We start from the raw sequence: 26,791 nt of genomic DNA, 5'->3' as shown, positions 1-26,791 counted from the left end.
TTTGTTCACGGGTTGTGAAGCGCATTGTTCATGGGTTTGGGAGGCGCCCGGATCCACGGTCGGGTGATGTTCACGAGTTTTGAAGTCGCCGGGGTGCTTGCCACGGGAGCATCGGGATGCTCCCGGTGAAAGGTCCTGGTCATGCCGCAGATGTCGAAGGTAGAGCTGTACGCGGCGATCCGTCGGGACCACCGCGGCGGCATGAAGATCCGGGAGATCGAGCGCAAGTACAACGTGTCGTGGCGGACGGTCCGCAAGGCCGTGGACTCGGTCTGGCCGGAGCCGAGGAAGCAGCTGCCGCCGCGACCGACCGCGTTGGACCCGTACAAGTCGCTGATCGACGGGATGCTGCTGGCAGATCTGGATGCGCCGCGCAAGCAGCGGCACACGATCACGCGGATCTTCCACCGCCTGGTCGAGGAGCACGCCGCGGACGTCTCTTACCAGATGGTCCGGCGCTACGTGAGTGACCGGAAACCGCAGATCCTTGTGGAGTCGGGGAAGGCGCCGGTCGAGGCGTTCGTGCCGCAGACCCACCAGCCCGGCATGGAGGCCGAGGTCGACTTCGGCGACGTGACCATCCGGCTCGCTGGCGAGCTTGTGACCTGCTACTTGTTCTCCTTCCGTCTTTCCTACTCGGGCAAGGCCGTCCACCGCGTCTTCGCATCTTGCGGGCAGGAAGCCTTCTTCGAAGGGCACGTCCACGCGCTACGGACGCTGGGCGGGGTCCCGCGGAGCAAGGTCCGTTACGACAACCTCAAAGCCGCTGTTGCCCGGGTGCTGGGCCTGAGCCGGGCCCGGGTGGAGGCCGACCGGTGGATTGCGTTCAGGTCGCACTTCGGGATCGAGAGCTTCTACTGCCGACCGGGCATCGAGGGCGCACACGAGAAGGGCGGAGTGGAGGGACAGATCGGCTACTTCCGTCGCAACCACTTCACCCCGGTGCCCGAGGTCAACTCGCTGGCCGAGCTGAACGAACTCGTTGACCAGTGGGATCTTCACGATGGGCGGCGTCGGATCGGTTCGCGGCCGCGGACGATCGACGAGTACTTCCAGGTCGAGCGGCCGCTGCTGATGCCGCTGCCGGAAGAGCCCTTCGAGACGGGCCGGCTCTTCACTCCGCGAGTCGACCGCTACAGCCAGATCGCGGTCCGCACGAACCGTTACTCGGTCCCGGTCCGGCTGATCGGCAAACGGGTCCGGGTCGTACTGCATGCCTCTCACCTGGTGGTTTTCGATCGGAATGTGGAAGTGGCCCGGCATGAGCGGCTGATCGCGAAGGGTGGCTGCCGCCTGGATCTGGACCACTACCTCGAAGCTCTGATCCGCAAGCCGGGTGCCTTCCCCGGCGCGACCGCACTCGAACAAGCCCGCTCTGCGGGCAAGTTCACCCCGGTCCATGACGCCTGGTGGGCCGCGGCGGTCAAGGCCCACGGAGACACCGCCGGCACCAGGGCCTTGATCGAGGTTCTGCTGCTGGCCCGCCACGTCTCGCACGAGCACCTGGTCGCCGGCCTCGCGATGGCTCTACGGGCCGGGGCACTGACCGCGGACGCGGTCGCCCTCGAAGCCCGCAAGATCGCCCAGGCCGAAGCCGAACCCACCGGGAAACCCTCGTCGGCCGGTGCCGCGAGGGCGACCGTGACGTTTCTGCACGAATGGCGGCTCGCCCATCTTCCCCCGGACACCAGGCCGCTGCCCTCGGTGACCCACTACGACCAACTGCTCCGACGCCGTCGCGCCAGCGGCGGTGAACACCGCGAGGGAGAAGCACAGTGACCCTGCCCCGCCAGCGAGGACTGACCGAGCAGGCCGCCAACACGGCCATCGACACCGCATGCCGCCTGTTGCGGCTGCCGTCGATCAGGAACGAGTTCGCCGACATCGCCGACCGGGCTATGAAGGACCAGATGACCTACCGCGGCTTCCTCGCCGAGCTGCTGATGGCCGAGTGCGACGACCGGGCCCGACGCCGTTCCGAGCGCCGAATCAAAGCAGCCGGATTCCCCCGGGACAAGTCCCTACGGACCTTCGACTTCGACGCGAACCCCAACATCGACGCGGCCACCATCCACACCCTCGCCAGCTGCGAATGGATCAAGAAGAGCCAGCCGCTCTGCCTGATCGGCGACTCCGGAACAGGCAAGTCCCACATGCTCATCGCGCTGGGAACCGAGGCGGCGATGGCCGGCTACCGGGTCAAGTACGTCCTGGCGACGAAGCTGGTCAACGAACTCGTCGAGGCCGCCGACGAGAAGCAGCTCTCCAAGACGATCGCCCGCTACGGCCGCGTCGACCTTCTCTGCATCGACGAACTCGGCTACATGGAACTCGACCGCCGCGGCGCCGAGCTCCTGTTCCAGGTTCTGACCGAGCGGGAGGAAAGGAACAGCGTGGCCATCGCCTCAAACGAGTCCTTCGGCGGCTGGACCAAGACGTTCACCGACCCTCGCCTCTGCGCGGCCATCGTCGACCGCCTCACCTTCAACGGCACCATCATCGAGACCGGCACCGACTCCTACCGCCTCGCCAGCACCCGAGCCCGCGCCGAAGCCGCGGCCAGCTAGGTTCCGCTGGGAGCGTCGGCCACTTCTCCGGTCTCAGGGGAGCTGGCCGACGACCCATCGGAGCGAAGCAGGGCCCGCAACTCTTCGGGAGTGACAGGCCCCGAGTCATGAACGGGCTGGCCGACGTCGGCAGGCCAACTGGGACGGAAGCGTTCGACGAAGTCTGTGAAGTCGGTCCGCAGATATCGAGAGTCGTACGGCTTCAGCCGGATCTGCTGGCGGCTGTCTGCCCACCAGATCTCGAAATCGGCAACAGTGCCCTCCGCTGGCCAGTCTTCGCCCTCGCTCGGCAGCAGCAGAACGTCGACAAAGCCTCCGACACTCAGGCCGATGTCTACGAAGATCCCGATCGCACCGGGTCTGGGAACCTTCACCACAGTGCCCTCGAAGACCTGCCCGAAGCGCAGGCCCTTCCGAATCCGAGCCCACTCGACATCTGTCACCACGAACAGATCATCGCATCTTCGTCCAGGATGCGAGCGGTTGAGACTCCACGTGAACTGCAGCAGTGCTCCCTCACGATGATCGCCTCATCGACACCGCACTGCCGCTACTTCTCGTGAACATCCGCGACCCAGATGCTGACCAACCGCTGCTGGAACTCATCGACAAACGCTGCTGCTGAACGTGAACAAAGCCAGGTCGTCCTGGACACATTCGCGCCATAGACCTCGGCCAGGTGCGACGAGATCTCGCCGTGCGTGAGGCCCTTCGCCGAGAGCGAGAGCACCATCTCGTCGACGCCAGTCAGTCGTCGCTGCCGCTTCTTGACGATGGCCGGCTCGAAGGAGCCGTCCCGGTCACGGGGCACGTCGATCTCGACCGGTCCGACGTCGGTCAGCACCGTCCTGGACCGCTTCCCGTTGCGGGACTTGCCGCCGTCCTTGCCCGCCGGGTCGTGCTTGTCATAGCCGAGATGGTCGGTGATCTCGCCCTCCAGGGCGGACTCCAGAACCGTCTTGGTCAGCTGCTGTAGCAGCCCGCCCTCGCCGGTCAGCTGCAGCCCCTTGCTCCGGGCCTGCTCGACGAGCTGGTCGATGAGCTTCCGCTCGACCGCCGCGCTCTCCAGCAACGGTTCCGCCTCGTCACCGGCGGCAACGAACTCGGTCACGGTGTCAGTCACTTGATGTCTCTTGCATGATCATCAATTACACCGGTGAGCGTACAGACCCTGTGAGCAGGGCCGTTGACCTTACAGACCCTGTCAGGTGGAGTCGAAGTCGGGGATGATGTGGTCTAGGCAGCGTTCGGTCACCGCAGCGATGGTCAGAGCGGGGTTGGCGGCGGCGGTGGAACCGGGCATGAGAGCTCCGTCCAGGCAGTACAGGCCGTGATAGCCGTGCAGTCGGCCATAGAGATCGGTGCTCCGGCCCAGAACGGCGCCGCCGACGGGGTGTGCCACGACGGGGTGTGAGGAGTGGGCGGCCAGGACCGTGCCGCCGCCGGGTATATGCTCGGCGACCTGGCGCACGAGGGTTTCCACCTCGGACCGGGACGTCGTGTCGTGCTCTGTCTTCCAGTCCAGCCGGGTGCCACCGTCCCCGGTCGGCACCCATTGTCCGAACCGGTCGGAGATGCCCATCCCCAGGCAGGTCAGCAGTCCTGGGCCGGTGGGGAAGGGCATGGGGGAGTGCATCACGGTGGCTGTGCCTGCGGCGTTGCGCACGAGCACGGCCGGGGGGCCGCCCTGCGGTGCGCCCAGAGGTAAGGCAGAGGTGCGAATCAGGGCCAGATGGTCGCCGTTGGACCCCCAGCCCGCGCCGACGGACTCGTGCAGGGCGGGCAGGGCTCCGCTCTCACGCGCGGTGACCAGCAGCCGTGGGGTGTGGGGGCCGGCTGCGAGGACAAGTTTGTCGCAGAGGAAGGTCAGACGCTCGATCACTTGTCCCCGCATGTCCGTGTGCTCGGCGAGGACTCGGTAGCCTCCCCGGCCGTCCTGGGACAGTTCGGTCACCCGGTGCAGTGGTCGCACCGTGGTTTTGCCGGTGGCCTCCGCGCGTGCCAGGTATGTCCGGTCCACGCTCATCTTCGCGCCGCTGTTGCAACCGGTGAAGTGGTATTGGCCTGTGATGACCGAGGCGGTGCGGGTGCCGCCGAGTTCGCTCCGGACGATGTCGAAGTCATAGTTGCCTACGATGGTTTCAGCGGCAAGGCCGGAGGCCATCGCGGCGACATTCCACAGGCGGGTCGAACGGTACTGGCCGTGGGCGAGAAGGTCTTTCGGGAAGGGGGCCGATATCAGGCGCCGCCGGGCCCGCGGGTAGTAGACGTCGTCGAGTTCGGTGTAGTCGAGTTCCGCAGGGAAGAGCTGGTGGAAGGCGCTAGCGTGAGGCTGGGCAAGCACTCCTCCGTAGACCAGTGTGCCTCCGCCCACACCCGTGCCGCTCAGGATCACGACATGGTCCTGAGTGATCACGTCCAGCAGTCCGGTCGAGCGCGGCAGCGCCCCTGCGAGCGCGCTGTGGAGCGCGGACAGCAGGGGGGTGCGGGGTGGTGGCAGGGGGGTGGAGTCGTTGTCCAGCCATAGCAGCCGTTTGTCAAGGGAGGGAAAGGTGGGGAAGGCGTTTGCGGCCGGTGTTTTCGGCCAGCGCCTGCCGCGCTCCAGGACCACGTTGGCTATCCCGGCCTCGGCGAGGCGGAAGGCAGTGACACTGCCGCCGACGCCCGATCCGATGATCACGGTGTGGTGCCGTTCCTCGCGGTCAGCGCGCCGCACGGGCCTGGCGGTCGCCGTGGTAGGCCCGTCGGGCGAGTCCGGTCCGCCGGGCGCATCGATTTTCGGCGTCTCGGTGATGTCCTGTAGAGGTGTCGTGTGCCGGGGAGTGTGATCGGTCACGGGTGTACTTCCCTCTCGGCGGTCTCTGGGGTGTCGGGCAGCGGGGCACGCAGGTCGTCACGGACGAAGGGGCCGAGCGCGTCCATGAACTCCCTGTGGCTGTCCAGGTAGGAGACGTGTCCGGCTCCGGGCAGGACGGTGAAGTGGCCCTGCGGCAGCCGGCGGGCCGCCGTCCGCCCCTGCCAGAGCGGGAACAGCAGATCGGAACCGCCCCAGATCACCAGGGCCGGAACTCGGATCTGGTGCAGCCGGTCGGTTACCAAAATGTCTTCACGCTGCCCGGTCACACCGCCGCACGCTTGGAAGACTTTGAGGGAGACCCGAAGGGTCTGCCTGGAGCGTGCCAGCTCGTACTGGTTCTTCCAGGTCCTCAGCGGGATGCGCCACGGCTGTCGCAGGAGCAGTGGGCTGGAGAAAACGAGCGCGGCGGCGCCTCCAGGAAAGGAGGCGGTGGCCGAGAGGGCGTCGGCCGCACGGTTCGGCAGCAGGGACAGCGCGATGGCCATCGGATGCACGGCCCGGCCCAGGCCGCAAGCGTTGGCCAGCACCAGCCGGTTCACGGAATCCGGATATGCCAGGGCTAGTTCGGCCACGATGATGCCACCGTAGGAGTGGCCCACCGCGGTGACGGATTCCACCCCCACGGCATCAAGGAAGTCGGCGACGAAGGCGGCCATGGCGGCTGGGTGCACGTCCATGCCCGGGCTGGTGCCGCCGAGGCCCGGCAGCGACAAGGCGATGACCCGGTGCGTCGGGGCGAGTTCTCCCATGACCTGAAACCAGTCCTGGGCGTTGGTGGCGATGCCGGGTACCAGCAGGACGACCGGGCCTTCCCCGGCCTCGTAGAAGAGGGTCGACAGTCCTCGCACCAGCACTCGCCGCTGAACTATCCGGGAATCGGTCACATGTTCCTCCTCTGTTGTGGGCGGAGTGGAGCGATGGTGCCGCAGGACGCAGCCGCGGCCCCGGCGTCGGGCGTCGGGTGTCGGGGTGTCGGGTGGGGTGTCAGGTGAAGATCAGTTCCTCCGTCACCGAGTCCCGCCCGGCGAGCCACATCCCAAGGGCCTCTCTGGTGCCGCGGACCTCGGGAGCGTGCGGCAACGGGGGGAGCCCGAGCTCGGGATATCCGTCGGTTGAGGTCAGCCGGTAGCGGAGGATCCGCAGGTTCGTTTGCATGCTCAGCATTGCTCCGTCCCAGAGGATGAAGGTGGGTGCGCAGGTGGGCATCTCCTGGTGAAGTCCCAGACCGCGCACGATGTCCTGATGGTGGATCGCGAGGTCGCCGAGGGTCACGACTACGCCGAGGCGGCTGCTCAGGGACGGCTTGTCCGCCCAGAGGCGGGCGGCGTCCATCAGACGTTCCCGCGGCAGCCGCCGGGCCCGTGCGACCTGTTTCCGGTTGGCGTAGTGGAGGAACGGCCCGAAAGGCAGATAGGTCGCGGCGAGGTGGTCCACGGACAGCAGGTGCCCGAGGATGTCCCGGGGGGCCCATTCGCTGCACAGGGTGCGCCCGGTCTCGAACACCTCGTCCGGCAGAGTGTCCAGTGTGCTGATCAACCGACGCCGTTCCGCACGCAGTTCCTGCTCCAGAGTAAATCGCACCGGTCCGCTCTCCTTGTCGCGCTGTGGGGTTGGTGCTTCGGTCGTTCGTGCCGCGGGCCGCGACGGACGGGCTCGGGAGCAGCGGTCAGGGAGTGCACAGGTCGTGAAGGCTCTGCTCAAGACAGTGGTGGAAGAGGGCGCTGTCGGTGACCGCGGCGGGGTCGAGGTTGGTTCCGATTCCGCAGGTGCCTTCGTGTGAGGCCATCGTGATGTTGGCCGCTGCCCCACCGCGGGGGGCCCAGGCCACGGCCTCCGTCACGCGGGCCCCCGCCGCGAACGTTGTGCGGGAGAAGCCGGGCACGCTGGTGACCACGATATCGACGGCGTTGCGCAGCGCGGGCGGGACGACCCAGCGGTGGACCGCGCCCGGGACGCAGGAGCTCAGGTCGGCGAGAATGGTGTACAGGTCCCTGACCAGGGTGTTGCGGGCCTCGGCGATCGCGGTGTGCACGGCTGCCATCCGTTCCGGCGCCGACATGTCCCCGATGGGGCCGGCGATACGCACCGAGGCGATGATGTTGCCCGCCCCGGTCTCGGTCGGCCGGCGTATGTTCACCGGCACCAGTGTGGGCAGACTTGCGCGGGTGACCCCGTGGTATGCGTGGTAGCGCTGGAATGCCCCGAGCACCGCCGCGATGTAGGCGGACGTCACGGACGCCCCCGCGCCCTTACCCGCCGCCTTCAGGTCCTCCAGGGGGACGGTGACCATGCCGCAGCGGATGGCGGCACTGCGGTCCCGCAGCAGAGGGGACGGAGCGACGGGGTCAAGGAGCTGGGTCGCGGCTCGGGCCACGAGGCGGACGCATTCTCCGGTGGCGCGTGGCGTCGTCAACAGCCGTGCGACACCCCGCAGAGAGGCCCTGGTGCCGACGGCGACACCGTGTCCCGCCGAGGAACGCGAGGCCTGCGTCCCCGGACCGCGGGTGAGCTCATGCGCAGGGTTCAAGCCGTCGAAGTGGCAGCCTGACGCGACATCGGGGAGCAGTTTGCCCAAGGCTGAGACGATGGTCACCGCGTCCCCGACGCTGTGGTGCCACTTGAGGACGATCGCCGCCCGACCCTGTCCGTAGCCCTCGATCAAGATAGCCTCCCACGGCGGGTGCAACGCGTCGAAGTCTGTGCCGTTGCGCCATTCCACCAGGTCGAGCAGCTCGCGTAGGCCCGCGGGTTCCGGCAGTCGCATGCGGTGGACGTGGCGGGTGAGGCGGAAGTCGCGGTCCGGCGTCCACGTCGGCGTCCCGGCGCGCAGTGGGGTCTCGGCCACCCGGTGGGTGAGCCGCGGCAGCTTGGTGAGGAGCCACTGGCAGCCGTCGAGGAGGGTGCTCCAGTCCGGGGTTTTGTCTAGAAGCCAGACCCAGGTGACGTGAGGGCGCGTCAGCGGGTTCGCGCCCATGCGCCAGAAGAGGGTGTCCGTGCCGTTCATAGGCCCGGGGGAGGACCATCCGCTGATAGGCCGAGATGCGTGCATCGTTCTCCTTCGGGCGAGGTGGCGGGTCAGGGACGGCCTCGGGACTGACGGGTTCGGCCCGGAGCGAGGGTCATCGGATACCCACCAGCTCTTCGGACCGTTCCCACACCTCACGTTGCAGGCCGGGCCGGAACCGGTGAAGGGCGGGCGGAAGGAGTACGGCTCCGGCGGTGGTGGAGTAGAAGCCGCCGCTGCGCCCGGTGAACGATGGGTCGTTGGCCAGCCGCAGGGCGTGTTCGGAGCCTTGCTTCGGACTTCGAACGGCCGGGGTCAGCCGGGCGAGGGAGAACAGGGCGGTGCCCATCGGGATGTTTCTGACGAGACCGCTGGAGACCAGGCCGGGACAGAAGGCGTTTGCGCTGATACCTTGTGCCGCCCACCTGCGTGCGATTTCCTGGGTGGTGAGCACGTTGAGCAGTTTGGAGCGGGCGTAGACGGCCAGGGAGCCGATCGGTCCGTAGGTGCCGGGGTCGGCGAAGGTGCGCGGGTCGATGCGCACGACGCTTCGATGGGACTCGGAGGCGACCATCACGATGCGGGAGGGCGCACCGCGCTCCAGCAGGTCCACCAGTAGGTGGGTGAGCAGGAACGGGCCCAGATGATTGGTGGCGATCATCCGGTCGAAGCCGTCGGCGCTGACCGCCGCACGCAGGTCGTGCGTGCCCGCGTTGTTGACCAGGACGTCGAGGCGCGGCAGGTGTTGGTGTATCTCCCCGGCGACCCGCCGGACGTCGGCCAGTACCGACAGGTCCGCCACGAACATCTGGACATCGGCCTGCGAGCGTTCCCCTCGCAGATCCGCCAGGGTGGCTTCGCCCCGGGCCCGGTCTCGGCAGACGAACAGGACCCGGCGGCCCGCGGCGATGAGCCCGCGCGCTGTTTCCTTGCCGATCCCGGACGTCGCTCCGGTGACCACGCAGTACTTGTCGTCCATCGTTCTCGTGTCACTCCTGCCCTGGTCGAGTCGTGCGGTTCCGCTGTTGGGACGCGCCGGTCGTCGTGTCGGGTCCCGCCGCCCGCTCCGGCATGGTCACGCCGCCATCTCCACCAGTTCCACGCCGGACATCTGCAGGAGCACCTGGCCCGTAGGGGTCACGGCCCGGTACGTGCCCTCTGCGTCCCGGGACACCAGCAGCTCATGTCCATGACGCAGCAGCAGGTCGTGGTCGTTCGCGCCGTGCGTGTACAGCTCGGCTCGGGCCATGGCGCGCGGAACGAACAGTGTTCGGCGGTACTCGTTGTTCCCGAGGCGTAGGGCGGAGGTCCGCAGGGCGGCGCACATGAGCAGTGCCGGTGTCGTCATGGTGTGCAGACCCGGGTAGCCGGCGAGCCGGGGGGTCCAGGTGCCACGGGCGGTGAAACCGTCCACGAAGCAGTGTGAGAGGTTCCGGAAGGGCCCGCGCAGTGAGACGCAGGCTCCGGGCAGGGCGTACGGGTCCTCGGTAGGTTCGCCGGCAGTGCCGGCCGTGGGTTCTTGGTACGTGGGGGCGGGCTGGGCGGTGTGGGACAGCAGCACCTCGGTACGGAAGTGGCGCAGTGCTCCCTGGCGCATCAGGCCGTCCGGCCCGAGGATGTCGGAGTGGATGCTCACTACGACAGCGCTGCGGTTCCGACCGTCCGCCCGATGACACAGATGGGCCCTGATGCGCAGGGGAGAAGGCTGTCGGCGATTGAACGGGCGGATGAAGGTGTCGAAACGTGCGTCGCGGAAGCCACTGACGAAGGTACCGGGTACCAGCGCCTCAGCGGCCTGGGCGGCGATGTCGAGGATGAAGGTCGCGGGCACGGTCGGCTTCCCACTGACGAGGTGATCGTAGAGGTGGGGTTCGTCCTCCGGGCGCACCTGGTGGGCCCATTCACCGCTGTCTGCGCCGGCTCCGGGAGTCCGCCACGCTGGCCATTGCCGGTCCGCCGGGTGTACGGGCAGCTTGTCGTGCACGAGGCCGGGGGAGTGGCTTTGCAGCCGGTCCCGTTCGGTGCGCCCCAGGTACGTCGAACTGCCGTCCGACCGAGGTGCGTTTGCGAGCTCCTCCAGGAACTGGGCGCTGCCCTCGGCGGTGGAGATCGGGGTGAACTGGCCTTGTCGGGCCACGTGTTCCTGGAACAGGGCGCCTGATCCCATGCCAGCCTGCCGCCACATCGTGAAGCCGATGGTGATTTCCCTGGAGCCGGAGACGGTCTCGGCCGCCGCGTCCAGGTAGGCGTTGCCCGAGGCGTAGTCGGTGTCACCGGGAGAGCCCGCGGCGCCGGAGTAGGAGCCGATATTGCACCAGAGGGACGGCTGACGTTCACCCAGCGCCGCCTTGAGATGGAGATGGCCTAGGACCTTGGTGTCCCGTGCGGCGCGGAATGCCTCCAGATGCTTCTTCGCCAGCATGGTGGAGGAGACCTGGCCGGCGGCGTGGATGACGAAGTCCACCTGCTTCTCCGCGCGCAGTACCTGGGCGATCGCCGACCGCACCGCGTCCTGCTCCCGGATGTCACAGACGATGTACCGCACCCGGTCCTCACCGAACCGCGCCCGAAGGGCCTGGAGCGTGAGATGCGTCTTGTGCTGTTTCAGCATGGTGTCGGCACGGTCCACCAAGGCCGACAGGGATAACTCGACCTGCTCAGACCGCAGATGACGTATGAGATGGGCGCGCGCCGCGGTGTCCTGTCCGCTGGCGAGACCACCGAGCTCCGGGGGCAACGGCCGGGCAGGGGTACGGCCCAACAACCACAGCGAGGGGCGCGCGTGCCCGGCCAGGGTCTCGAGCAGTTCCTGCACGATTTCCCCTGCCCCGCCGGTGATCACGCCGACGGATCCGTCGTCCACGGGGAGATCCATCGCTGGGCTCGACTCCGGAAGCGGTGCCGGGTGCAGGGCTTCGACCCAGCGCCTTCCCTGCAGGTAGGCCAGGGCCGGGGGCGGCGACGGGCGGGCGGTACGTTCCTGTGCCAGGCGGGCGAGGAGCGCGGAAGTGACGGGTTCGTCCGACGTGAGTGTCAGAGCGACGGTGCCGGTTCGTTCCCAGCGCAGGCTCTTGACGAATCCGCTGAAGAGCGCAACCACCGGGTGGGCACGACGGTCGCCCGGTGCCCTGCCCAGCAGGACCGCCAGGGTGCTTTCCGGTTGCCAGCGGGACCACAGGCGCTGGGTGATGAGGAAGACCGCGTCGTGGAGGGCCAGCGCGCGCTGCACGCTGATGGCGTCCAGATCTCCGATCACCGTGAGGTGCGGTGCAGCGGTGTCGACCGCCGAAAGTATCCGGTCGGCCTCTACCGGGGAGAGCTGCCCATCACCGGGCACCTCCAGGACGAGCGAGTCACTGATCCGGAGGTCCGCGCGGATCAGATCACCGGCCGCAGCGGATGCCAGCAGCACCACGCCCCGCCTGGGCAAGCAGGGGGCTCCTCCGCTGCTGCATTCACCCGGGCGGGGTGTCGGTTTGACCACGAGCCGCTTACGGTAGCGGCGAGTCAGGCGCTCCAAGGCCTGCGCTTCCTGCTGTCCTCCCTGCTGCACGGTCTCCTCGTGCGCCGGGGACACCAGCACCGCGTTGCCGGTGTGATGGGGGAAGATCCGAAGGGGCAGGGTCTGGCTCTCCACCGCTCGCAACAGGAGGACGGCGTGGTGGGCCGCGAGGTAGTTCCGGTCCGGGCGCGCAGGCACCTGTTCCTGGTGGTGCGTTCCGAACGACAGCTTGGCCAGTACTGGCAGAGCGCGTGCCTTGGCGTTGCCCTGCGTGGTCAGGGCCAGCAGGAACGCCCCCTCGCCCGCCGGCGCGGAGCCGATGCCCGCGAGGGCCACGTTCTCCGGACTCCGGTTGCCGTTGACGGCGACGACCAGGGCCAGGTCCAGCTCGCCGGTGCTGAGGTAGTGACGTGCCACGCGCAGGGCGCTGAGTGTGCTGTCCAAACCCGCGTCGACAGCCATGGACGGGCCGTGCAGGTCGTAGCGGGCAGCGATGCGGGAAGCGATGACATTGGGCAGCACGCCGGCCTGTGAATCCTCCGTCGTGGCTGGGAACCGTTGCCGGGTCTTCTCCAACTGCCGCAGTACATGCCGGAAGTCGGGGTCGCTATGGTGTCGGCCGAGTACCGTGGCCACGTCGTCGGCGTAGCAGCGTACCGCCGTCGCGACCAGCGCGCGTGGCATACCGGTGTGCGCGGCGATCACTCCGGTGGTTTCCCGGATGTCCGCCCACAGCTCGCCGTGCTCCGCCGCGAAGCGCGCCGTAGCCTGCAGAGCCATCAGCTGACAGGCATCGACGACCGGGATGGTACGGGCGGACAGCCGTACGTCGGCAGGCGGTGGAGAGGGATAGGGATGGGGAAACTCCGCTCCCGGCTCTGATCCCGCCCCGCGCAGCCACTCCCGCACCGAAGCATGGGAGGGGTCGCCGGGCAGGTGTGCCGACCAGGCGACGAGCACGAGATCGCAGGAGTCCGGGCGCGCTGGGAGTTCGGAGCGCAGGCTCGCGCTGTCAGTGCGGTCCGCAACCAGCAGATGTGCGTTGGTGCCTCCGAAGCCGAACGCCGAGACCCCCACGGTGCGGCGCCGGTCCGGCCGGGGCGCGAAGCGTACGGCCTGGCCCGGGACCCTGATGTTCGCGCCGCTGACCCGGCTTTCGGGCGCCTCGGCGCCTAGTTGGCCGGGGATCCATCCGTGGCGCAGGCCGAGGAGCGCGTGTATGAGGGACAGCACGCCGGCGGTCCAGCCGGTGTGGCCGAAAACAGGTTTATTGCTGCTGGTCCACTGGCCGGCAGCCGGGCCGAGTTCCGCGAGCACTTGAGACTCGACGCCGTCCCCGGCGGGGGTGCCGGTGCCGTGGGCCACGACCCAGTCGACCTGGTCGGCCGTGACACCGCTGACTGACCGGGCGCGCTGTACGGCGCGACGCTGCCCGGCGGGATTGGGCGCAGAGATGGACTTCCCGCGGCCATCCGCTGCCCCGCCGAAGCCGATCAGCACCCCGAGAATCTCGTCACCGTCCTCCTCGGCCCGGCGGAGCGTCTTCAATGCCACCAGTCCAGCGCCGTCGCTGAACAGCGTTCCGTCCGAGGCCCCGGTGAAGGCGCGGACGCGGCTCTGAGGGGAAAGGCCGTTCAGTTTGGCGAACATGACCGCCATGGTCGGGTCCACGACATTCACGCCGCCGCAGTACGCGATCTCGCACTCGCCCGCCAGCAGGGCTTTGCTGCCCAGGTCCACGGCGTACAGAGAGGAGGCGCACGCAGTGTCGACCACCAGTGACTCCACTACCCGCTCGGTAAGCCCCATGAATGCGTTTCGCACCACGGCATCGGGCGTGGCGGCCTCGTCAAGCACGAGCGCGTGCGGGTAGTGCTCCAGCAGCGCCGCACGTACCCGCTCGTTGAGGGCGCCCCCCGGCGCGGACCGGGAGAGGAGTTCCACCAGGACCGACCCCACGAGACTCTGGCTCCCCCCGGCCATGCCCCCACGTACGCCCCGCACCGGTAGCCGCGGCGGACAGCGACGCCCGTCCGCGCTTGGAGGACGGAGTGGCGCAGCCAGCGTGCCGCCTGGTCGCCGCTCCGTGCGAGGTTGTCCCTCTCCGCCGCGGCCAGGGTGGGGTGGGGACGGAAGTCGTGCAGGTAGCCGGCCCGGCGGGCGTAGGTACGGTCCGTCTCCTGCGGGTCCTGTGACCAGAACCGGTCGAGGTCGTATCGGTCGCCGGGCTCGCTGAAGACGTCGCGCACACCGTTGACCGTGCGCCAGAGCTCGGCAGGACTGCATGCTCCGGGGACCGCGACGCCCATGCCCACCACGGCGATCAGCTCATCCGCTCCGTGGGAGGTCATCGACGCTGCTCCTCCACAAGTTCGGCGATCTTGTCCAGCGTGGTCGCGCGGACCCTTCGCTCTGCGGGTGGCTCCGCCAGTCCGTACTGGGTGCGCACCCGCTGAAATAGTGCGAGCTGTTTGGCGGAGTCCACGCCAAGGTCGGCCTCGAGGTCTATGTCCGGCGTCAGCATCTCGACAGGGAACCCGAGGTCTTGTGCGTACAGCTCGGCCAGTTCGACGAGTACGCCGTCGCGACCGGGCAGTGTTTCCTGCCCGGAGGCCGTCGGCCGGGCTTCCGGAACCGCCTCGGAGTCCGACGTGACATCGGGGACAGGGCCCGTGGCGGTTCGCCTCCAACTCACCTGAAATCCCGCCTCGGTGAGTGAGGTGATGATGCCGTCGATGTCGCCCCGGCTGGGCAGGAGCGGTGTCGCGAGGGCGGCGGAGGGCAGTGAGGACCGGACGATGCCGGTGAGTGCCTGGCGGGCGCCGGCCTCGACAAATACAGAGGTGCCCGTCCGGAACAGGAGGAGCAGCGCGTCGTAGAAGTGCACGGGTGCCACCATGTTCTGTCCGATCACCTCACGGACGTCGTCGACCGTGCGCACGTAACGGCTGAGCACGGGGGAGAAGACCGGCGTGCGGGGTTTGGCCAGTGGCACGTCGGCCGTCGCACCGCGGAAGATATCCGCAGCGCCGTGGAGCAGCGGATTGTGGAACGCGTAGCGGGCCCGTAACCGGGTGGCCCGGAATCCCAGCTTCACTGCGACCTCCTCCGCCGCTTCGAGGGCGGCCAGGTGCCCGGACACAACCGTCTGACCCGGCCCGTTGTCAATGGCCAGGTGGAGTCCGGGGTCGTCCAGGAGGCCCACGAGGTGCTTGGCGCGCCAGGCGGGTATGTCCAGGGCCAGCAGTCCGCCCTCGGCAGGATCGGCCCGGTGGAAGGCTGCGGTACGGGTGCACGCCATGTGTGCGACGTCGGCTACGGAAACCGCGCCCGACGCTGAGAGGGCGGCGAATTCCCCGAAGCTATGACCGACCAACACATCGGCCTGCAGCCCGAGTCCGCTGAGGATTTCGAAGGCCGTCGCGTTGACGGCGTAGATCGCCAGATCCAGCTGGTCGCTGTTCTTGGCCAGCAGGTCTTCCAGCGGAGTCGCGTCCCGTTCCAGGACCAGTGGCGTCACGGGTTCGAGACCGTGCTCTGCTGCGACCGCGTCGATCGTATCGAGTACGTCGACGGCCCTGGGGAAGTGCCGGGCCCGTTCGGCGAGCACCCCGGGAAGGTAGGCGCCCTGACCGGGGAACATCACTGCAGCGCGTGGACTCATGACACACCTTCTTGTGGGAGGGATGCTTCATGGGGGGAAGTGCCGTTAGGGTGAGGACGCTCAGCGAGCGGGGACGTCCAGCGAAACCGGATGCAAACTACTGCTCCTCCGGCGGAAGAACTCCCTGGCCGGCGTAGAAGCGTTTGGCGACGGCCAGTGCATTCAGCGTTCTGGGGAAGCCGGCATACGCGCTGAGGTGGGTGAACGCCGCGACGACTGTGGTGGGGGGCACGCCGATCCGGTGGGCGATTCCCAGGTGTATGATCAGTTCCTTCCCGGTGTCCCCCAGTACGGCGAGTGCCGTGAGTGTCACCAGTGCCCGTTCGCGCTGGTCCAGGCCGGGAAGATGATGCAGGGAGCCGAACACTGTCTCGACGACCAGGCGCGAGGCGGCCGGGCTGACGGGCCGCAGATCTGCCAGGAAGGCCTGGACGGCCTCGTTCCCGGCCAGCTCGGTCGCCGTTTCCAGGCCGAGCCGGTATTTCGCGTCTGAGCAGTCCTCACACGTTTCCCTGGCGGGGCCGTCCGGATTCATCGGTATCACCTGGCCTCTCGCGCGCGGACGACTTTATTACTGCGGAGGATTGTCATGGCGGGAGACTGGAGAGGGGCGTCCCGTCCCTCGCAGTGCGGCGACGAATACCGCCCGGGTTTCGTCAGGCTGGATGATGGCGTCGACGGATGAGGCTCTCAGCAGCGCGCTGAGAGCCTCATCCGTCGACGGTATTCATCGACCGAGCGAGAATAGCGGTGCGGATGCTGCGCCCGCGGCTGCGTCCAGCACGCCACACAGTCGCAACGGCTGGTTCGTGACGATCCCTGCAGATCTGCCCTCGAGACGGGCAAACCCGAAGGCGAGATTGAGGGCGAAATGCGGCTGCCGTTCCATAAAGGAGCCGCCGTCCACGACCCCGTCCACCACACCGTGCACGTCGCAGACGGTGCGCTGCTCCGAGGGGACATGAGGCATCCGCGCCGCCGCCCGTGCGGGGGCCGATGTCGGTTCGTGCCAGCATGAGTTGGCCAGGTACGACAGGACACACCAGGCCAGTCCGATCGCGCCGTCCTCGCCATCGGCCACCAGGTGGGCGAGGCCGGAGTGGTGGCTGTGCATCCGTGCCCCGCCTATCTCCTCCCCGCTCAGATCCTCGCCCGTGACTGCCTTGACCACGGCCGGGCCGGTGAGGAACATCTGCCCGCGACCGCCTTGCATGGTGATGAGGTCGGTCAGTGAGGGAGTGAACGGCGCCGCCGACGCAGGCGCCGAGAATGACGCTGATCTGCGGTATTCGGTTCGATGCCAGCACATTCTGCCGGAAGACGGCATCGTATCCGTCCAGTGCCGCGACGCCCTCTTGGATGCGGGCGCCCGCAGAGTCGATGAGTCCTACCAGCGTACTGCGGGACCGTAGGGCCTGCTGCTGGACCCGCGCGATCTTCAAGGCGTGCATTTCTCCCAGTGATCCCCCCAGCGCGCCGCTGTCCTGTGCAAAGACGGCGGTCGCGCGCCCTTCCACCAGCCCGTTCCCGGTGACCACTTCGTCTCTGGCGGGCCGGGCGCGCACGCCGTCGAGCGGTATGGCGAGTGCGGTCTTCCCGAATTCCAAAAATATCGCTGGGCCAACGAGCCTGGATACTCGACTACGGGGTGAATTACGCACCTGATGATGAGTCTTCAGCGCAACGCTGGTCAATGTTTCTCCCTGGTAGCAGCCGTTCATTTTCGCGTACTTCTGGGCGGGGAGTCGACCATAGGGGCAAGGATGCTTCGTGGTAGACGGTGAGAGCCAGAATTTGTGGCGTGGCGGAGATGTTATTCATGAGATGCCGAGAGGGGTGAAACGTATCCAGTCGAGAAGTGCGGCGAAGGTCGGCTTCCGCTTCCTATGCGGGGGCGCAGTTGCGGCATGTGTTCGACATCGGCAAACTACCCACGGAGTCAAGTTAGGGAAACACGTGCCAGATAGGTTGGCCGAAAGTATTGCTCTGCATTCGCCAGAGCTCGGACTTGCAAGTCCTCATCCGTGTCATTGAGCCGCATGTTCACCAGGAGTGTGGGGGGCGACATCAGCCCGGTAAGAGTTCGTAACGCGACTATGATCTGACCTTCTTGCGGCGTCTCCAGCAGATCAGGCCGCAGGTCAGAGGGATACTGAGCCCTTTTCAACCTCGCGCTGATGTGTGATGAAGGACGAGAACGGCCTGGACGATCGCGGTGACGCGGTTGGTGCTGCAGCGGAGCTTCCGTGGGAGTCTCCAGCCCTTCAGGGTGGCCATGGCCTGCTCTCCGAGGCAGCGGATCTTGGCGTGTGTGCTGTTGTGCCGACGCTGCCACCGTTTGAGACGACGGCCGCGGAAGGGTACCCGGATGGAGCCGCCTGCGCCCTGGTATGCCTTGTCGGCCCAGCACTTGAGGCCGGCCTCGGTCAGTGCGTTGACGATGCCGTGGGTGCGGGCGGCGGTCAGGTCGTGGGTGGAACCGGGCAGCGCGGGCGAGGCCCACAGCAGCCGCCCGAAGGGATCGGTGAGGACTTGGACGTTCATGCCGTGACGTTTGTGTTTCCCGGAGTAGTACGGGGTGTCGGCGGCGATCCGGTCGATCGCCGGGCGAGGAGGCCGGCCCGCTGCAGGCCCTGTTGAGCCGGGCCGCGGCCACCCAGGTCGAGGTCGGCCGTCGTCCGCTGTCGGTCTATGCCGAGCTGACGGGAACCCGCCCCTTCACCACCCATCCAGCCACGGAGGAATCCTTGTGAGCGAGCTGACCGGCAACCGCATCCGCACCACGGCCGGGAAACTCGGCCTGCCCCATCTGGCGGAAACCATCAACGAGTTCACCCGCCGCGCGGACGAGGCCAAGATTACTGAGGTTGAACTCGTGGTGTCGTGTCGTTGCTCAGGTGGGTCTGATGCTCAGGCCGGTCTCGGCGAGGCAGCCGTCGATGAGCTCGCTGCGGTACTGGATGTGCCGTAAGCCGCGTCGGATGCGCTGGACGAGGTGTTCGGGGGTGCTGAAGGCGACGTTGGAGAGCCAGCCGCGCCGCAGAAGGGACCAGATCCCTTCGACAGGGTTGAGATCGGGCGCGTAGGGCGGCAGGTAGTAGATGGTCAGCCAGTCCCGGGCTTCGGCGAACTCCCGCAGTCCGGCGGCCTTGTGGACGTTGAGGTTGTCCCAGACGAGCACGATCGGGCCGCCGAGCTGCTGGTGGGCTGCGATGAGCAGGTCGCGGTAGTCGCGCCAGGAGAAGCTCTTGCGTCCGTCGCGTCGGCCGTCGTCCCGGCGCGGCCGGTAGATCAGCCGGGACCGGTGTCCGGGTTTGTAGCAGGTCAGCGCCGCGATGGATATCCGTCTGCGGGATCGGCCCCGCACCCGCACCACCGGAGTCCGGCCGCGCTGCGACCAGGTCCTGGCCTGCGGCGGCGTCATGGAGAAACCGGCCTCGTCCTCGAAGACGAGCCAGGCTCCACGGGCCGCCGCGAGTCTTCCGCGCAGGGCCACACCTCCTTGACCCACCCGGCCACCGCCTCGTCGTCCCGCTCAATCGCCCGGCGGGCCGGCACCTGGCAGGACCAGCCGTTGCGCACCAGCAGCTTGCGCACGCCCTGGACGGTGTAGGTCAGGTGGAAGCGCCTGCCGATCACCGTCTTCACACGGCTCAGAGTCCAGCGTTGATCCTCCCAGCCGTGCGCGGCCGGCCCCTTGGCCAGCTCCGCCTCCAACTGGGCGAACTGCTTCTCACTCAGCCTCGGCAGTGAAGCCGGCCCCTGTGACCGCAGAGCCCGCGGACCGCCCTCGTCCCACAGCTGTCGCCATCGCTGCACCGAGCGGACGCTGACCCTCAGGTCCTTGGCGATCACCGAGCTCGCCTCGCCCTGCGCGAACCTCTCGGCCGCCTTGAGCCGTAACTCCTCGCGAAACTGCTGCCGTTCGGCCGTCAGCCCGCCCCCTTGTGGATACCGCATGCCCCGGTGATACCGCACGGGCGACAAGTAGTCAGCCCCTACGACACCACGAGTTCAACCTCAGTAGCTATCTCGACTTCCTCGACCTGGTGCTGTCCGAGGAACTGGCCATCCGTGACGACCGCCCCTTCCGCACCGGCCTGCGGATCTCCCGGCAGCCACCGGCTCAAGAACCGCCTCAAAGCCATCGAACGCGACACCACGCCGACTCGTCCGCCATCACGGCCCCGGCACCGCGCGCTTCGTCGGCCAGGAAGCGGTAGCCGAACTCTGGGTCGTCAGGGTGCGCGTCGAACAGCGCGTTCGCGCGATACGCCTCCTCCAGCATGGCGTCGGGCACCGGCTTGTCGAGCCAGCGGTAGTAGGGCTGTCTGGCGAGCCCCTTTGCCGTATAGCGCCACCGGCTCAGCACTTTACAGAACCAGGATATCCGTCTATCGGGGCCGCGTGATAGCCCGCAAAATATCTGCATAGCATTCTGGCGCTGTCGAGCGTCAGCTGTCTTAATGAGAGAGACAGGAGCAGTAGAGAGGATCTCTCATGGATGTGCTGGCCGAAAGTCGCTCACCCCGCCGGATGTCCGGTGTGGGGGAGTTGTCCGGCCGGCTGTCCGGGCAGGTGCGCGGCGTGTGTGACACGGTCCGGGAGACCGTGATCGGGTGGCGGGTGCGGCCGCCGGTGTTGAACGAGGCGGTGCTGGCCGAGCTGTTGGCGTATATCCGCCGCGATCTCGCTGCCGTGAGCTGGCGGCGCGTCCCGGGCACCCTGCCCTGAGCTGACTGTGGTGCGCTGCGGGGCGGGAGGGGGGCTCGGGCTGGTGCCCGTCTGGCGAAGCTGCTTCGGTTGTTCCGTGGAGTCCTTTCCACAGCGGCGGTGGTGTGGTGGGTGGGGTTGTGGTGGTGGGGGCGTCACTTCCCGTACCTTCCCCGGGGGTGTGGTCAGTGCTTTCCGCGGGGCGGGACGGTCATCGCGTGATGATTGCCACCACGCTGCCGCTGATGAGGAAGGGTCCGTAGGGGATCGCGGTGTGCGCGTGGGCTTTGCGGAGCGCTATAAGTCCCAGGCTGTAGGCGGCGGCGATCAGCGGGCCGGCGAGGGCGCCGAGGGCCAGTGCACGCCAGCCGTACCAGCCGAGTATGGCGCCGAGTGCGGCGGCGAGTTTGACGTCGCCGAATCCCAGACTCCTGGGACTGATCAGGAAGAGCGTGAAGTAGCCGCCGCCCAGTGCGAGGGCACCGCCGAGTGCGGCCGGCCAGGAGCCGCCTGTGTTCGGGAACAGAGCGGCGGCGCCGAGGAGGAGCAGGGTGGCGGGGGTGAGGGGGAGGGTCAGGATGTCGGGCAGGCGGTGGACGGTGACATCGATCCAGGTGAGCAGGACCAGGATCGGTGTGAGGAGCAGCCAGACGGCCAGCTCGGGCCTGGGCCCCGTTCTGTGGGCCAGAGCACCGCATCCCAGGATGGTGATCAGAGCGACGGCTGGAGCAGGGGGCCCGTACCAGCGCCGGGCGCGGAGCATGGGCGCTTGCTCGGTGGCGCAGTGCTTGCAGCGGGGGAGTCCGAGCCAGGCCTGAGCTGGATGCCCGGCCGGGCAGCGCGAGCGCCAGCTCTCGTCTGCCGGTACGGCCAGTTTGTACACGGCGCGCGGCACAAGCAGCCCGGCCAGGGCACCGTAGGCGCAGGCGAGGGTCACGAGCATGCGCACCGCCCGGCCCCGCCAACAGCGCCATCAGCGCCCTCAGCGCCATCAGCGCGAAGAGTGCTGGCTGTGCCGGCGTCGGCCTGGTGGGCGGCGGCCGGCCGGGGTGGGGCGTTGGGGTGGGGGCTGTGGGCCGCTGGCCACGTGTGCCGGCTCTCGGCAGCGGCTTCAGCACGGCGCATACGCGAGCGGGCACTGCCCGATCCAGTGGCGGATGCGTGTGCGGTGCGGTGCGCGCGATCGATGCCGGGACCCTGGAGTGGTGGTACAGCACGCAGCTCCTGGACCACCCAACACCCCCTGCGCGCCGGCGCCTGCGCACGGCGCATACATGAGCGGGCACTGCCCGATCCAGTGGCGTGTGCGTGTTCGTGTGCGGTGCGGTGCGCGCTGGCGATGCCCGGACCTTGCCGTGGTGGTGCAGCGTGCAGCTCCTGGTCCACCCAGCGCCCCCTGGCTGCCGGGGGCTGCGCACCGGTCGGTCGGGTTGCGTACCGGCTCGCGGCGCGCTGACGCCTACGCTCGGTGGCGGGCGTCAGCGCGCCCGCCTGTGGGCGCCGGACGTTCCCGGTTGTCCTAGAAGCCGTGTGCACGCTGGCCTGCTCCGAGGAGGTGGTCGATGAGGTGTTCGGTTTCGGGGTCGAGGGGGATGCGGTTGTCGCGGCTGATCTGCTGGACGCGGGTGGAGATGGTGAACAGGCCGGGACGGTTTCCTGCGGCATGCTCGATGCGTAGCCAGTCGCGGTAGAGGATCTCTGCTGTTTCGTCTACCTCGAGTCCTGTGGCGACGGCCTGGCGGGCGGCGGCGAGGTCGTGGTGGGGGCCGGGTGTCATGCGCCAGATCGCGATGGTGTGGGCGATGTCGATGATGCGGGTGGTCATTTCCTGCTGGTGAGGTTCGGCCCAGGGCGGGGGGCTGGCGCCGAAGGGCTTTCCGCGGACCAGGTGAAGGGCGCGTTCCAGGTCGTGCACGTAGGCGGGCCCGCCTGCGAGGGCTTGTTCGGCGAGTTGCGTGAACCGGGTCCAGTCGCACCTTACGTGGGGGGAGAGGCGGTAGGGGTCTTCTCGGGCGGTGCGCCGGGGGACGTAGGGGGTGCCGTGGGGGTCGTCGCCGAAGCTGCGGCGCAGGTCGCCGATGCGGGAGTCGAGGGTCTTCTTCGACCAGGGGTTGAGGGGGTCCATGTCGGCGCACAGGGTGTCGGCGCTGCGGCCCGGTTTGAAGAACAGCAGGGCGGCGAGCTGGGCTGTGCGCGGGCCGTGGCCGGAGCTGGAGAGGCCGGGGACGTGGACGGGCCCCAGGACGCTGATTTCAGGGGCGTGCAGATCGCGGGTCTGTGCCGGATCCCTTCTGTCTGTCTCCTCGTGTGCAGTGGGCGCAGGATTCCTGGTGCAGGGGGCCGGTTCGGATGCCTCGGCCTCCGTGGATGAGGTGGCCGGGGCGTCGGCGGGTCGCGGACTGGAGGGCGGGGGCCCGGTGGGGGCGAGGTGGAGGGCTGCGGGGTCGGTGCTGGCGCTCACCAGTGCTGGGAACGCTCCGAGGTTCGCGGGAGCAGGATCCTGCGTGGTGTCCTCGGCGTCTGGGACAACGCAGGGGGACTCCGCCGCGGCAGGCGCGGCCGTGGCGGGTGTGGTGGCGGGTTCGGCCGGCACGTTCTGCCACGCGCCTTCTGCGGGGAGGGGTGGCTGGCCGGAGATGCGGAGTTGGCCCGCGATCTGCTGGAAGGCCGCCTCATCGAGGCGCTGCAGCCGGAGCGGGAGGCCGAGGGTGTCCAGGTCCTGGAGTGCGGATGTTGAGGCGTCGAGGATCTCGGCGTCGGGGAAGTGCTGGCTGGTCTGCGCGGCGGGGGCGACTAGGGTGACGGAGAGGCCGCCGGCTTTGTCGAGGGCTTCGGCGAGCTGCCAGGCGGTGTCACTGTCGAGTTCTGCCGCACACAGCAGGAGGTAGGGCTGGGCGGTTTCCTCGGGTTGTTGGTAGGCGGTGAGCATCCAGTCGCCGAGGTCGCGTACAGCGTGGGCGGGCTCGCGTTTGTGGGCGATGCGTGAGGTGGGCAGCAGGTGTGGCAGTTCGTCACCGAACCCGAGTGTCACGATCTCCACGTGTGCGGCCCAGGGGCTCATGCCGAGTTCCAGCGCGATGGAGATGCACACTTCCCGGATCTGCTCCGCGGCTCCCTCCAGGAGAACAATGCGCGGGTGGGCCAGGTTGAGGAGTACGACGCTGTCGTCCTCGGTGGCGCCGATGGTGGTCAGCAGCGGGTAGGGGGCCGTGATGGATGTGGCCTCCTCTCTGCTGAGCAGTGCCGCTGTGGTGGGGAGTACCCACCAGCTGTCGTTTCCTTCCACGAAGGGAGGCTGCGCGTCGGTGTCCGCGGCCCCCGGCAGAACCTCGATGGCTTGGCCGCTGATCCGGGCGGCCCGGATCACGGGGAGGGGCCGGTTGTCGGCCTGGGCGTGGTGGGCCAGGGTGCGCAGGGCGAGGTCGAGTTCGTCGGCGAGGGTGGGGTGGGCGGCTTCGGACAGTTGGGCTGCGGCCAGGGTGGTTTCCTCGGCGATGGCGATGGTCTCGCCGGGTGCGCGGCGTCGGCGCTGGAGGATGCGGCGCAGTGTGAGGGCGCCGGTGATGGCGGCGGCCAGGAGCGCGAAGGCCCCGGCCACGGTGGTGAGCTGGATGTGCTGGCGTGTGGAGGGGCTGGGCTGCACAGCCGGGGGAGTTGTGGGCGTGGCCGGGGTGGAGGGGGTTGTGGAGGGGGCCGGGGTGGGAGGACGGCTGGCGGAGTTGGCGGAGCCGGTGGGGGGTTCCGGCGTGGAGGGGGCCGGCTGGGCGGGTGTGGCGGTCGGTGGGGCGGGTGCGGCTGAAGAACCCTGCGCTCGCGGAGTGTCGTGGGGTGTGGCGGGGCGGGGCGCAGCCGGGCCCGGAGCGGGGATTCCTGGGGTGGGCGCAGCGATGTGTCCCGGACTCTCGGGTGCGGGTGCGGGTGCGGGTGCGGCGGGTGTGGGAATGTCGAGACTCCAGCCGACTTCGAGTTCGTCGGGGTCGCTCAGCCGGCCCCCGGTGGGCTGGGGCTTGTCCCGGTTCGCGTCGAAGATCTCCTGGTAGCGGGCGCCGTCGTGGTACTCGCGTTCGGCGATCGTCCAGAGGCTGTCGCCGGGTCGGACAAGGTGACGGTGCGGCGTGCTCGCTGGCGTGTTGGCGGCCGGTGTGGTGCTCGTGGGCTGGGCGTGGACGGGTGTGGGGTTGAGCAGCGGCAGGCCGGCGGGGAGCTGGAGGATCCAGCCGGGCTGGATGGGGGAGTTGGTGCGGAAGGTCGTGCCGTCGGCCATGGTGCGGCCCTCGTTCGCGGCGGCGATGGTGGTGTAGAGCTCGCCGTGGCCGGTGAGGTGTTCGGCGATGCTCCACAGGCTCTCCGCGGGACGCACCGCACGCACGGTGTAGGTGTGCTGGGCCGCGGGCGCCGGAGATGTGTCGGCGGCTGGTGCTGTAGAGGTGGCCGGCTGGGCCAACTGAGCAGTGGCCGCGGGGAAGTTCTGGACGGGGAGCTGGGCTGCGGTGACGGCGTGCGCGGTGGCGGGGGCGGCCAGCGCGGTCCCGGTCGGCAGCAGCACCAGGATGCTGCCCACCAGCGTGGCCGCGGCGCGCTGGCTCAGACGCAGGCCCGGCAGCCGGGGCGCGCTGCGGCCGCTGAGCCGGGCCGGAATCTCTACGAGCAGCGAGACGACAAAGGAGAGCCAGCCGGTCCAGCCGATAGCCGCGACGAACAACAGCGCCACGTTCGTGGTGTCGCTACGGGTGAACAGATGGCTCAGAGCGTCCATACCACCGGGCAGCAGCGCGGCGGTGGCCTGCCACAGCAGCCAGGGCAGGCCCGCGAGCAGGGCGGCCAGCGTCAGGAGCGCGGCCAGGGCGCGCAGGACGGCGGACAGCGTACGCAGTCGGGAGGCGGGGCGGGGGAGGGCCATGAGCAGTCCCTTAACTGTCCGGTTGAGTGATGCCGTGGAGCAGCGTGGCAGAGCTGGTGGCGTGCACCGTGAACGTCTTTGGCCAGAACACGGCGTGGTAGCGGCCGGTGACGGTGACCGTCACGGTGCGCCCTGCGTCAGTGACGTGGACGGTGCCGGTGACCCCGGTTTCGGCGAGGTAGGCCCGGGCGGCGGCAAAGGCGCCGGCGGGATCGGCGACGAAGGCTGTGCCGGGGATCGCCTGGGCGGGGTCGATGGCCTGCTGCGCGGCGCGCGCCGCTTCCACCGAGAGGTCGTCGGCGTGCTGTTTGGCGCGCAGGACGCCGAACGCGTCGATGGTGAGGAGTCCGCACAGCAGCAGCAGGGGGCCGATGATCAGGGCAGCGAAGACCGGTACGGAACCGCGGTCGTCCCGCCGGGATGCTCTGGTCATCAAGCGGCGGATGAGGGTCGGGTTCATCCGCGCCCCCGGTAGGCGTCGACGATGGAAGTGAAGGTAGAGCGGACGGTGCGCACGCCGGGACCTCCGCCGATGAGGACCAGGTCGCCGACCGGCACGGTGCAGGACACGGTGACTGTCACGGTGGACACCTGCCCGACCGGCACAGCCAGCCCTGCCACCTGGGCATCCACGGCGGTGTGGCTGCAGACCTGGCCGCTGGAGGTCAGCGCGTCGGCGGCCGCGGCCTTGGCATCGGCGCTTCCTGTGGCGGGAGTTCGCGCCAGCGAGGCGGCGCGGGCGGCGGCCTGGGCGGCGGCGTCCGTTTTCTGCCCGGCCAGGGAGAGGCGGGCGCCGGCGACGAACAGCAGCACGAGGACGATGAGGACCGGGACGATGATGGCGGCTTCGATGGCGACGCTGCCGTCATCGGCCGGGCGCCGCAGCCGGTGTGCAGGGGGCATCAGGGTGCTCCCGCTGTGGTCCACCGCTCGATGGGCCCGGACACGGTGGCCTGGACATGGATCCCCGATATGCCCGGAATCATCGACAGAGCCTGCGCATCGACGCGGACCCGCAGCCGCTCGGGCGTGCTGCCCTCAGTGGACACGCTCCGGTCGGTGAGCAGGCTGGAGCCCGCCTCGTCGAGCATCCGCTTCGCCTTGGCAGCCCCGTCGCCGGGGGTAGCCCCGTACAGCCGGCCGGCCGCCACACCGGCCCGGGCGGAGCTGTAGGCGACATTGCGGGCGTAGGCCCACATGATTCCCTGCAGCAGAATGAGGATCAGGATGATCACGAAGGGGTAGATGACGGCCATCTGGACCGGGTTCGAGCCCCGGTCCGAATCCCAGGGCAGGCGGGGCGCGTTCACTTGCCGTCGAGGTTCACGTTGTCCACCTTGGTGGACGCTTTGGTGCCGAGCGCGACCAGCGCGGCGGCGATGCTGAGGGCGATGCCGATACCCGCAACCCACAACAGGACCGTCACGACGGGGTTGTCGCCACGCTCCCCGCGCTCACTCATCTCCTCGTACGCTTCGTTGAGGTGTGCGCGGATCTTGCCGGTCAGCAGCGACAGGGTGACGCCGGCCTTCATGTAGGTGTCCTTCACGGCTTGTTCTCCTTACGCAATACGGGGATCGGCGG

General features: G+C 68.6%; 21 protein-coding genes and 5 pseudogenes. 5 read left to right on the top strand and 21 right to left on the bottom strand.

Features of this window, described 5'->3' with window-relative positions; genetic code table 11:
• Positions 1-150 precede the first annotated feature (150 nt).
• Positions 151-1,779, top strand: coding sequence for an IS21 family transposase (gene istA, locus DWB77_RS00540; RefSeq protein ID WP_162952735.1), 1,629 nt, complete (start codon positions 151-153; stop codon positions 1,777-1,779).
• Complete coding sequence (gene istB, locus DWB77_RS00535; RefSeq protein WP_120719387.1) at positions 1,776-2,567, top strand: IS21-like element helper ATPase IstB; 792 nt, start codon at positions 1,776-1,778, stop codon at positions 2,565-2,567. The genes istA and istB overlap by 4 nt, the downstream gene beginning before the upstream one ends.
• Here istB and DWB77_RS00530 read toward each other — a convergent pair.
• The 13 genes and pseudogenes from DWB77_RS00530 to DWB77_RS00470 form a co-directional block, all read right to left on the bottom strand.
• Positions 2,564-3,013 (bottom strand): hypothetical protein, encoded by a 450-nt coding sequence (locus DWB77_RS00530; RefSeq protein WP_246033323.1) that lies wholly within the window; start codon positions 3,011-3,013, stop codon positions 2,564-2,566. The two genes, istB and DWB77_RS00530, sit on opposite strands and share 4 nt — an antisense overlap.
• Positions 3,014-3,117: 104 nt before the next feature.
• Positions 3,118-3,639 (bottom strand): transposase, encoded by a 522-nt coding sequence (locus DWB77_RS00525; protein ID WP_428985181.1) that lies wholly within the window; start codon positions 3,637-3,639, stop codon positions 3,118-3,120.
• A gap of 132 nt (positions 3,640-3,771) precedes the next feature.
• Positions 3,772-5,403 carry a GMC oxidoreductase gene (locus DWB77_RS00520; protein ID WP_162952299.1) on the bottom strand — a complete coding sequence of 544 codons (1,632 nt, stop codon included), beginning with the start codon at positions 5,401-5,403 and terminating at the stop codon, positions 3,772-3,774.
• A complete protein-coding gene (locus DWB77_RS00515) occupies positions 5,400-6,308 on the bottom strand; it encodes an alpha/beta fold hydrolase (RefSeq protein ID WP_162952298.1) in 909 nt (302 codons plus the stop codon). The genes DWB77_RS00520 and DWB77_RS00515 overlap by 4 nt, the downstream gene beginning before the upstream one ends.
• 100 nt (positions 6,309-6,408) lie before the next feature.
• Entirely contained in the window at positions 6,409-7,005 is a 597-nt protein-coding gene (locus DWB77_RS00510) for a maleylpyruvate isomerase N-terminal domain-containing protein (protein WP_120719384.1), read from the bottom strand.
• An 85-nt stretch (positions 7,006-7,090) separates the two neighbouring features.
• A complete protein-coding gene (locus DWB77_RS00505; RefSeq protein WP_162952297.1) occupies positions 7,091-8,428 on the bottom strand; it encodes a wax ester/triacylglycerol synthase domain-containing protein in 1,338 nt (445 codons plus the stop codon).
• Positions 8,429-8,543: 115 nt separating this feature from the next.
• Positions 8,544-9,407: an SDR family NAD(P)-dependent oxidoreductase gene (locus DWB77_RS00500; RefSeq protein ID WP_120719382.1), complete on the bottom strand. Its 864-nt coding sequence runs from the start codon at positions 9,405-9,407 to the stop codon at positions 8,544-8,546.
• A 96-nt stretch (positions 9,408-9,503) separates the two neighbouring features.
• Positions 9,504-13,889 carry a beta-ketoacyl synthase N-terminal-like domain-containing protein gene (locus tag DWB77_RS00495; RefSeq protein WP_246033322.1) on the bottom strand — a complete coding sequence of 1,462 codons (4,386 nt, stop codon included), beginning with the start codon at positions 13,887-13,889 and terminating at the stop codon, positions 9,504-9,506.
• A 26-nt stretch (positions 13,890-13,915) separates the two neighbouring features.
• A pseudogene (locus DWB77_RS39510) lies at positions 13,916-14,281 on the bottom strand (beta-ketoacyl synthase N-terminal-like domain-containing protein); the annotation flags it as partial.
• Positions 14,278-15,594 carry an acyltransferase domain-containing protein gene (locus DWB77_RS00485; RefSeq protein WP_120719380.1) on the bottom strand — a complete coding sequence of 439 codons (1,317 nt, stop codon included), beginning with the start codon at positions 15,592-15,594 and terminating at the stop codon, positions 14,278-14,280. The pseudogene DWB77_RS39510 and the gene DWB77_RS00485, both read right to left, overlap by 4 nt.
• 97 nt (positions 15,595-15,691) lie before the next feature.
• Positions 15,692-16,129: a carboxymuconolactone decarboxylase family protein gene (locus tag DWB77_RS00480; RefSeq protein WP_120719379.1), complete on the bottom strand. Its 438-nt coding sequence runs from the start codon at positions 16,127-16,129 to the stop codon at positions 15,692-15,694.
• A gap of 192 nt (positions 16,130-16,321) precedes the next feature.
• A pseudogene (locus tag DWB77_RS00475) lies at positions 16,322-17,315 on the bottom strand (carboxyl transferase domain-containing protein).
• A gap of 442 nt (positions 17,316-17,757) precedes the next feature.
• Positions 17,758-18,195 (bottom strand): annotated as a pseudogene (locus DWB77_RS00470) (transposase family protein); the annotation flags it as partial.
• A gap of 148 nt (positions 18,196-18,343) precedes the next feature.
• Between DWB77_RS00470 and DWB77_RS39405 the strand changes: the two are divergent.
• A pseudogene (locus DWB77_RS39405) lies at positions 18,344-18,454 on the top strand (AAA family ATPase); the annotation flags it as partial.
• 33 nt (positions 18,455-18,487) lie between these two features.
• On the opposite strand, the gene DWB77_RS39505 reads toward DWB77_RS39405, so the two are convergent.
• Positions 18,488-19,554 (bottom strand): IS630 family transposase gene (locus DWB77_RS39505; protein ID WP_428985090.1). Its coding sequence is split into 2 segments (ribosomal slippage): positions 18,488-19,108 and positions 19,111-19,554, totalling 1,065 coding nucleotides; the frame shifts between segments, so codons are not numbered across the junction.
• Positions 19,555-19,619: 65 nt separating this feature from the next.
• On the opposite strand from DWB77_RS39505, the pseudogene DWB77_RS39400 reads away from it, so the two are divergent.
• Positions 19,620-19,715: pseudogene (locus tag DWB77_RS39400) on the top strand (AAA family ATPase); the annotation flags it as partial.
• Between the two features lie 17 nt (positions 19,716-19,732).
• Here the strand turns inward: DWB77_RS39400 and DWB77_RS37405 are convergent.
• Complete coding sequence (locus tag DWB77_RS37405; RefSeq protein WP_162952277.1) at positions 19,733-19,966, bottom strand: hypothetical protein; 234 nt, start codon at positions 19,964-19,966, stop codon at positions 19,733-19,735.
• A gap of 128 nt (positions 19,967-20,094) precedes the next feature.
• On the opposite strand from DWB77_RS37405, the gene DWB77_RS00445 reads away from it, so the two are divergent.
• On the top strand, positions 20,095-20,328 hold the full coding sequence (locus DWB77_RS00445; protein ID WP_120719375.1) for a hypothetical protein: 234 nt from the start codon (positions 20,095-20,097) through the stop codon (positions 20,326-20,328).
• 190 nt (positions 20,329-20,518) lie between these two features.
• On the opposite strand, the gene DWB77_RS00440 is transcribed toward DWB77_RS00445, so the two are convergent.
• The 6 genes from DWB77_RS00440 to DWB77_RS00415 form a co-directional block, all read right to left on the bottom strand.
• Complete coding sequence (locus tag DWB77_RS00440) at positions 20,519-21,250, bottom strand: prepilin peptidase (protein WP_120727205.1); 732 nt, start codon at positions 21,248-21,250, stop codon at positions 20,519-20,521.
• Positions 21,251-21,826: 576 nt separating this feature from the next.
• Positions 21,827-25,207 carry a LysM peptidoglycan-binding domain-containing protein gene (locus DWB77_RS00435; protein WP_120719374.1) on the bottom strand — a complete coding sequence of 1,127 codons (3,381 nt, stop codon included), beginning with the start codon at positions 25,205-25,207 and terminating at the stop codon, positions 21,827-21,829.
• A 10-nt stretch (positions 25,208-25,217) separates the two neighbouring features.
• Entirely contained in the window at positions 25,218-25,640 is a 423-nt protein-coding gene (locus DWB77_RS00430; protein WP_120727203.1) for a hypothetical protein, read from the bottom strand.
• 23 nt (positions 25,641-25,663) lie between these two features.
• Positions 25,664-26,110, bottom strand: coding sequence for a TadE/TadG family type IV pilus assembly protein (locus DWB77_RS00425; RefSeq protein WP_120719373.1), 447 nt, complete (start codon positions 26,108-26,110; stop codon positions 25,664-25,666).
• Positions 26,110-26,517, bottom strand: coding sequence for a pilus assembly protein (locus tag DWB77_RS00420; protein ID WP_246033321.1), 408 nt, complete (start codon positions 26,515-26,517; stop codon positions 26,110-26,112). The genes DWB77_RS00425 and DWB77_RS00420 overlap by 1 nt, the downstream gene beginning before the upstream one ends.
• Entirely contained in the window at positions 26,514-26,756 is a 243-nt protein-coding gene (locus DWB77_RS00415) for a hypothetical protein (protein ID WP_120719372.1), read from the bottom strand. The genes DWB77_RS00420 and DWB77_RS00415 overlap by 4 nt, the downstream gene beginning before the upstream one ends.
• Positions 26,757-26,791: the final 35 nt, after the last annotated feature.

It is taken from the genome of Streptomyces hundungensis (assembly GCF_003627815.1).
GTDB lineage: Bacteria > Actinomycetota > Actinomycetes > Streptomycetales > Streptomycetaceae > Streptomyces > Streptomyces hundungensis_A.
The sequence above is the reverse complement of the archived record's forward strand: the minus strand, read 5'-3'. Positions and strand labels throughout refer to the sequence as shown.